Genomic DNA, 7,190 nt, shown 5'->3' with positions numbered 1-7,190 from the left:
CAGTCGCTCACTCAAAGCTGACAGGTTCTGAATAAATTCAAAAACCTGACTTACTTTAGTGTGAGACTCTTGATACTTTCGCTACTCCCGACTTCATTCCGGAGAACAAGGTCAGGTCGCGTCACCGCATCAAGCGCCCACACTTATCGGCTGTAAATTTTTAAAGATCGATCGCGAAGTTGCCGTTAGAACTGCTTGACTACCGGCTTCTTTCTGCGTTGCTGCGTCAGCAGCAGAGAAACGAGATTATGAAGAATCTTTTTCGCTTCGTCAACCTTTTTTTTCGCTTACCGCTTAAAAAGCTGTCGACTCCTGCGTCCGCCGGTTTCCGCGGCGGCCTTCGCAAAACCGGATGTCAGAGACATCGAACTGCGAAGGGGGCGAATCTTAACGCCACCAGCGTCGCCCCGCAAGGGGGCCGGCGAAAAAATTCGATCGCCGTTTCCGGCGATCGGTCACATCGCTCTATTACTTGTTCTTGAATGCCGGCTTGCGCTTCTCCACAAACGCCGCCATCCCTTCCTTCTGATCTTCCGTCGCGAACAGCGAATGGAACATGCGGCGTTCGAAGTGCACCCCTTCCGCGAGGGTGGTCTCGTACGCACGGTTCACCGACTCCTTCGCCATCATCACCGCAGGCAGCGAGAATTCGCAGATGGTCGCCGCAGCCGCAAGCGTTTCGTCCAACAGGTCCGCCGCCGGAATCACGCGCGACACAAGACCCGCACGCTCCGCCTCATCGGCACCCATCATCCGCGCGGTCAGGCACAGATCCATTGCCTTCGCTTTCGACACCGCGCGCGGCAGACGCTGCGTACCGCCCGCCCCAGGAATCACGCCGAGCTTGATCTCCGGCTGGCCGAACTTTGCCGTATCGGCGGCGAAGATCATGTCGCACATCATGGCCAGCTCGCAGCCGCCACCCAGCGCGAAACCCGCCACTGCCGCGATGATCGGCTTGCGGATCGAGCGGATCGTTTCCCAGTTACGCGTGATGTAGTCGCCCTTGTAGACATCCATGAAGGTGTAAGTCGCCATCATGCCGATGTCCGCGCCTGCGGCGAAGGCCTTCTCGCTGCCGGTGATGACGATCGCGCCCACACCCTCGTCGGCGTCGAATGCCTTGAGCGCTGAGCCCAGTTCATCCATGAGCGCGTCGTTCAGTGCGTTGAGCGCCTTCGGCCGGTTCAGCGTGATCAAACCGACCTTGCCGCGCGTCTCAACCAGGATGTTTTCGTACCCCATAACCCCTCCTTGCATCTAAAGAAAGTCCCCAAAAAAATTTTTCACGCCGAACTTTGACTAATGCTAACATTGCCCAACCAACCGGTCGGTCAATTAATTGGCACGGGCCCTGTCCAACCTCTCAATTCACGTTGCGCCATGACAAATCCGTTGTTCGCCAAGCATGAAGGCACGCTCCAAAAAGCGCTTGCCGCCATCGAGACCCGCGGCTACTGGAGCCCGTTCGCCGAAATGCCAAGCCCCAAAGTGTACGGGGAAACCGCCAGCGCGGACGGCGAAGCCGCGTTCAAAGCCAACCTGAACCGCACCTTCGAACTCGACCAGCCGTCGACGGGTGAAACCGTCGGTAGCGAGACTTCGCCCTTTGGCTTTGCGCTCGGTGCGCGCTATCCGAAGTCGACGCCGGACCAGTTGATCGAAGCGGTGCAGAAAGCCCAACGCGACTGGCGCGCCGCCGGTCCGCAGGCATGGGCAGGCGTGAGCCTCGAAATTCTCGAACGCCTCAACCGCGCGAGCTTCGAGATCGCCTTCAGCGTGATGCACACGACCGGCCAGGCGTTCATGATGGCCTTCCAGGCCGGCGGCCCGCACGCTCAGGACCGCGCGCTCGAAGCCGTGACCTACGCGTACGACCAGTTGCGCCGCATTCCCGCCGACGCGCACTGGGAAAAGCCGCAGGGCAAGAATCCGCCGCTCGCGATGCACAAGCGCTTCACCATCGTGCCGCGCGGCACCGGCCTCGTGCTCGGCTGCTGCACGTTCCCGACCTGGAACGGCTACCCCGGCCTGTTCGCCGATCTCGCAACGGGCAACACCGTCATCGTCAAGCCGCACCCGGGCGCGATCCTGCCGCTCGCGATCACCGTGCGCATTGCGCGCGACGTGCTGCGCGAAGCGGGCTTCGACCCGAACGTGGTGACGCTGCTCGCCACCGATCCCAATGACGGCGCGCTCGTCCAGCAACTCGCCGTGCGCCCCGAGATCAAGCTGATCGACTTCACCGGCAGCACGCAAAACGGCGACTGGCTCGAGCGCAATGCGCACCAGGCGCAGGTCTACACGGAAAAGGCCGGCGTGAACCAGATCGTGATCGACTCCGTGGACGATCTGAAGGCCGCCGCGCGCAACATCGCGTTTTCGCTCTCGCTCTACTCAGGCCAGATGTGCACGGCCCCGCAGAATATTTACGTGCCGCGTGACGGCATCCGCACCGCCGAAGGCCCGGTGAGCTTCGACGCCGTTGCGCAAGCCATTGCCGGCGCCGTGCAGAAGTTCGTGTCCGACCCGGCGCGCGCCGTCGAGGTGCTCGGCGCGATCCAGAACGAAGGCGTGACCGCTCGCATCGACGAGGCCCGCAAGCTCGGCACCGTGCTCGCCGACAGCCAGACGCTCGAACACCCGCTGTTCGCCGGCGCGCGCGTGCGCACGCCGCTCGTGCTTGCGCTCGACGCCGCCCGCGACGCCGCGCAATTCACGCGCGAATGGTTCGGCCCGATCTCGTTCGTGATCGCCACGGACTCGACCGCGCAGTCGCTCGAAATGGCCGGCGTGACCGCCCGCGACCACGGCGCGCTTTCGTTTTCCGTCTACAGCACCGATGACGCCGTGATCGACGCCGCACACGAAGCCGCCGTGACCGGCGGCGTGGCGCTCTCGATCAACCTGACGGGCGGTGTGTTCGTGAACCAGACGGCCGCGTTCTCTGACTTCCACGGCACCGGCGCGAACCCCGCCGCCAACGCCGCGCTCTCCGACTCCGCCTTCGTGGCGAACCGCTTCCGCGTGGTTCAAAGCCGCGTTCATGTTGAACCGAAAGCGGCTCCCGCGGTAGCCGGCTGAACGGCCTATGCCGTTCGACCGAGTGGCGCCCAAGTGGCGCCCGCTTGACCATCCCTCTAGCATGCAAGGCGTGAGCGCACTTCCGCGCTCGCGCCCGAGGAACCCCAGATGACCGAAGCCTATATCTGCGACGCGATTCGCACCCCGTTCGGCCGCTACGGCGGCGCGCTCAAGGATGTCCGCACGGACGATCTCGCGGCCGTGCCCATCCGCGCGCTCGTCGAGCGTAATCCCGGTGTGGACTGGAGCGCGCTCGACGACGTGCTCTACGGCTGCGCCAACCAGGCCGGCGAAGACAACCGCAATGTCGCGCGCATGGCCGCGCTGCTCGCGGGCCTGCCGACCGATGCTCCCGGCGGCACGCTCAACCGCCTGTGCGGCTCGGGCCTCGACGCCGTCGGCAGCGCGGCGCGCGCCATCAAGGCGGGCGAAGCGCGCCTCATGATCGCGGGCGGCGTGGAAAGCATGACGCGTGCGCCGTTCGTGATGGGCAAGGCCGCCGCGGCCTTCTCGCGCGAAACGGCCATCTACGACACGACCATCGGCTGGCGTTTCGTCAACAAGCTGATGAAGCAGCAATACGGCGTCGACTCGATGCCCGAAACGGCGGAAAACGTCGCGGGCGATTTCAACATCAACCGCGCCGACCAGGACGCGTTCGCCCAGCGCAGCCAGCAGAAAGCGGCGCGCGCGCAGAAGGACGGCACGCTCGCGCAGGAAATCGTCGCGGTCGAGATCGCGCAGAAAAAGGGCGACCCGGTGCGCGTGACGCTCGACGAACACCCGCGCGAGACCACGCTCGAAACGCTCGGCAAGCTCAAGGGCGTGGTGAAGCCCGACGGCACCGTCACGGCGGGCAATGCCTCGGGCGTCAATGACGGCGCCTGTGCGCTCCTGCTCGCCAACGAGGAAGCCGCGCAACAATACGGCCTGCGCCGCCGCGCGCGCGTGCTGGGCATGGCCACGGCCGGCGTCGCGCCGCGCATCATGGGCATCGGCCCGGCGCCCGCCACGCAAAAGCTGCTCAAGCAACTCGGCATGACGCTCGACCAGTTCGACGTGATCGAACTCAATGAAGCGTTCGCGTCGCAAGGTCTGGCCGTGCTGCGCGAACTCGGTCTCGCCGACGACGATCCCCGCGTGAACCCGAACGGCGGCGCGATCGCGCTCGGCCATCCGCTCGGCGCTTCGGGCGCGCGACTCGTCACGACGGCGCTCTATCAGCTCGAGCGCACGAACGGACGCTACGCGCTCTGCACGATGTGTATCGGCGTTGGCCAAGGCATTGCACTGGCGATCGAACGCATCGAGGCATAACGCGCGCAGTATCGACCGGCCGCCGGGCGCAGCGTTCGGCGGTCTCTGGCAGGCGACTGCTTTGCATGGGGCGGGACCAGGCACTCAAGCGCCAAGTCCCGCCGACAGGAGACAACCGATGCCCTACGATGCGATCCGCGTCGAAATCGACGCATCCACCCGCGTGGCCACGATCACGCTGAACCGCCCGGACAAGCTCAACAGCTTCACGCGCGCCATGCACGGCGAACTCGCCACGGCGCTCGACGAAATCGCCGCAGCGGGCGCGCGCGCACTCGTGCTAACCGGTGCGGGCCGCGGCTTCTGCGCAGGCCAGGATCTCGCCGACCTCGACTTCACGCCGGGTGCGATGACCGACCTGGGTGAACTCATCGACGAGCATTTCAATCCGCTGATCAAGCGCCTGCAAGCGCTGCCCATGCCCGTGATCGCCGCCGTCAACGGCACGGCGGCCGGCGCGGGCGCGAATCTCGCCCTCGCCTGCGACCTGGTGCTCGCCGCGCGCTCCGCAAGCTTCATCCAGGCATTCGTGAAAATCGGCCTCGTGCCCGACTCGGGCGGCACGTGGTTCCTGCCCAAGCGCGTGGGCATGGCCCGCGCGCTCGGACTCGCCATGACCGGCGAAAAGCTCAGCGCGGAGAAGGCGGAAAACTGGGGCCTCGTCTGGCAAGTGACCGACGACGCCGAGCTCGTGCAAACGGCCGGCGCACTCGCCGCACGGCTCGCGCAGCAACCCACGCGCGCCATCGTCGCGACGCGGGAAGCACTGCGCGCATCGGCCACGAACACGCTCGACCAGCAGCTCGATCTCGAACGCGATCTGCAACGCGAACTGGGCGCTTCGTACGACTACGCGGAAGGCGTGCGCGCCTTCATCGAAAAACGCGCACCGCATTTCGAGGGCCGCTGAGATGTCCACTCAAGTTTCGCAACTGTCAGAGGAGCAAGGCATGTCGCCCGACGAACTCGCCCGCGCGGCCGCGCAAGCGATGTACGAAGCCGACGGCTGCACGCGCGCGCTCGGCATGGAGCTGCTCGAAGTACGCGCTGGTTACGCGCGCCTCGCCATGGCCGTGCGGCCCGAGTTCCTCAACGGCCATCAGACCTGTCACGGCGGGATGATCTTCTCGCTCGCGGATTCGGCGTTCGCCTTCGCGTGTAATTCATACAACGTCAACACGGTGGCGGCCGGCTGCTCGATCGAGTTCCTGCGTCCGGTCCTGCGCGACGAAGTGTTGACCGCCGAAGCCGTCGAACAGGTGCTATCGGGACGCAACGGGGTCTACGACATCCGCGTGACGAACCGGGCAGGCGAAACCGTCGCGCTTTTCCGAGGCAAGTCCGCGCAGATTCGCGGCAATGTCATTCCAGTCGCAATGTGAACCGGGTTTCCCCTTCTCGATTCCCCACGCGTCACGAGTAAAGTTCTTAAGGTCCAGGAGACACCCATGACTACCACGCTGCCGCTCGAGCCCATCGAGAAAGCGAGCCGCGACGAGCTTGCCGCGCTTCAGCTCGAGCGCCTGAAATGGTCGCTGAACCATGCGTACGAGAATTCGCCGGTCTATCGCCGCAAATTCGACGAAGCGGGCGTGCATCCGTCCCAGGTGCAGTCGCTCGCCGACCTCGCGCGCTTCCCGTTCACCACGAAGAAGGACCTGCGCGACAACTACCCCTTCGGCATGTTCGCCGTGCCGCAGGAGCAGATTTCGCGCATCCACGCATCGTCGGGCACGACCGGCAAGCCGACCGTGGTGGCCTACACCGCGCGCGACATCGACACGTGGGCCAACCTCGTGGCGCGCTCGGTGCGCGCGGCCGGCGCAAAGCGCGGCGACAAGGTGCATATCAGCTATGGCTACGGCCTCTTCACGGGCGGTCTCGGTGCCCATTACGGCGCGGAACGCGCGGGTCTCACGGTCATTCCGTTCGGCGGCGGCCAGACCGAGAAGCAGGTCCAGCTGATCCAGGACTTCCGTCCCGACATCATCATGGTCACGCCGAGCTACATGCTCGCGATCGCCGACGAAATGGAGCGCCAGGGCATCGACCCCGCCAGCAGCTCGCTGCGCATCGGCATTTTCGGCGCGGAGCCCTGGACCAACGACATGCGCGCGGCCATCGAGCAGCGCATGGGCATCACGGCGGTCGACATCTACGGCCTCTCGGAAGTGATGGGTCCGGGCGTCGCGTCGGAATGCGCGGAAACGAAGGACGGCCCGACCATCTGGGAAGACCACTTCTATCCCGAGATCATCGACCCGGAGACCGGCGAAGTCCTGCCCGACGGCGAATTCGGCGAACTCGTCTTCACCTCGCTCACAAAGGAAGCGCTGCCCATCATCCGTTACCGCACGCGCGACCTCACGCGTTTGCTGCCGGGTACGGCGCGCACCATGCGCCGCATGGAAAAGATCACGGGCCGCTCGGACGACATGCTGATCATCCGTGGCGTGAACGTGTTCCCCACGCAGATCGAGGAACTGCTGCTCAAGCAGCCGGCGCTTGCGCCGCACTATCAGATCATCCTGACGAAGGAAGGTCCGATGGACGTGATGACGCTCAACTGCGAGCCTTGCCCGGAAACCGCACCCGACTACGGCGCGATCGACGCGGCAAGCAAGGCGCTCGCTTACGACATCAAGTCGCTCATCGGCGTGACGTGCAAGGTGAACGTGCTGGACGTGAACGGCATCGAGCGTTCGGTGGGCAAGGCCAAGCGCGTGATCGACAAGCGGCCGAAGTAAGCGCCGCGCGAGCAGCATAAGAACAAGAACGCGCAGCAGGAA

At 64.9% G+C, this 7,190-nt stretch carries 6 protein-coding genes; 5 read left to right on the top strand and 1 reads right to left on the bottom strand.

What is annotated here, in order from left to right; translation table 11 throughout:
- Positions 1 to 468 precede the first annotated feature (468 nt).
- Positions 469 to 1,245 carry an enoyl-CoA hydratase gene (locus tag C7402_RS34325; protein WP_116613743.1) on the bottom strand — a complete coding sequence of 259 codons (777 nt, stop codon included), beginning with the start codon at positions 1,243 to 1,245 and terminating at the stop codon, positions 469 to 471.
- 138 nt (positions 1,246 to 1,383) lie between these two features.
- Between C7402_RS34325 and paaN the strand changes: the two genes are divergently transcribed.
- The 5 genes from paaN (at position 1,384) to paaK (ending at position 7,148) form a co-directional block, all read left to right on the top strand.
- Complete coding sequence (paaN, locus tag C7402_RS34320; RefSeq protein ID WP_116613742.1) at positions 1,384 to 3,084, top strand: phenylacetic acid degradation protein PaaN; 1,701 nt, start codon at positions 1,384 to 1,386, stop codon at positions 3,082 to 3,084.
- Between the two features lie 108 nt (positions 3,085 to 3,192).
- Positions 3,193 to 4,401 (top strand): 3-oxoadipyl-CoA thiolase, encoded by a 1,209-nt coding sequence (gene pcaF, locus C7402_RS34315; RefSeq protein WP_116613741.1) that lies wholly within the window; start codon positions 3,193 to 3,195, stop codon positions 4,399 to 4,401.
- A gap of 118 nt (positions 4,402 to 4,519) precedes the next feature.
- Complete coding sequence (paaG, locus tag C7402_RS34310) at positions 4,520 to 5,311, top strand: 2-(1,2-epoxy-1,2-dihydrophenyl)acetyl-CoA isomerase PaaG (protein ID WP_112174918.1); 792 nt, start codon at positions 4,520 to 4,522, stop codon at positions 5,309 to 5,311.
- 1 nt (position 5,312) lies between these two features.
- Positions 5,313 to 5,783, top strand: a complete 471-nt coding sequence (gene paaI / locus C7402_RS34305) for a hydroxyphenylacetyl-CoA thioesterase PaaI (RefSeq protein ID WP_116613740.1) — start codon at positions 5,313 to 5,315, stop codon at positions 5,781 to 5,783.
- Positions 5,784 to 5,849: 66 nt separating this feature from the next.
- Entirely contained in the window at positions 5,850 to 7,148 is a 1,299-nt protein-coding gene (gene paaK / locus C7402_RS34300; protein ID WP_112174916.1) for a phenylacetate--CoA ligase PaaK, read from the top strand.
- The last annotated feature ends 42 nt before the right edge of the window (positions 7,149 to 7,190 follow it).

This window comes from Paraburkholderia unamae, from assembly GCF_003096875.1.
Taxonomy (GTDB): Bacteria; Pseudomonadota; Gammaproteobacteria; order Burkholderiales; family Burkholderiaceae; genus Paraburkholderia; species Paraburkholderia unamae.
This window is presented reverse-complemented; position numbering and strand designations above follow the sequence as displayed.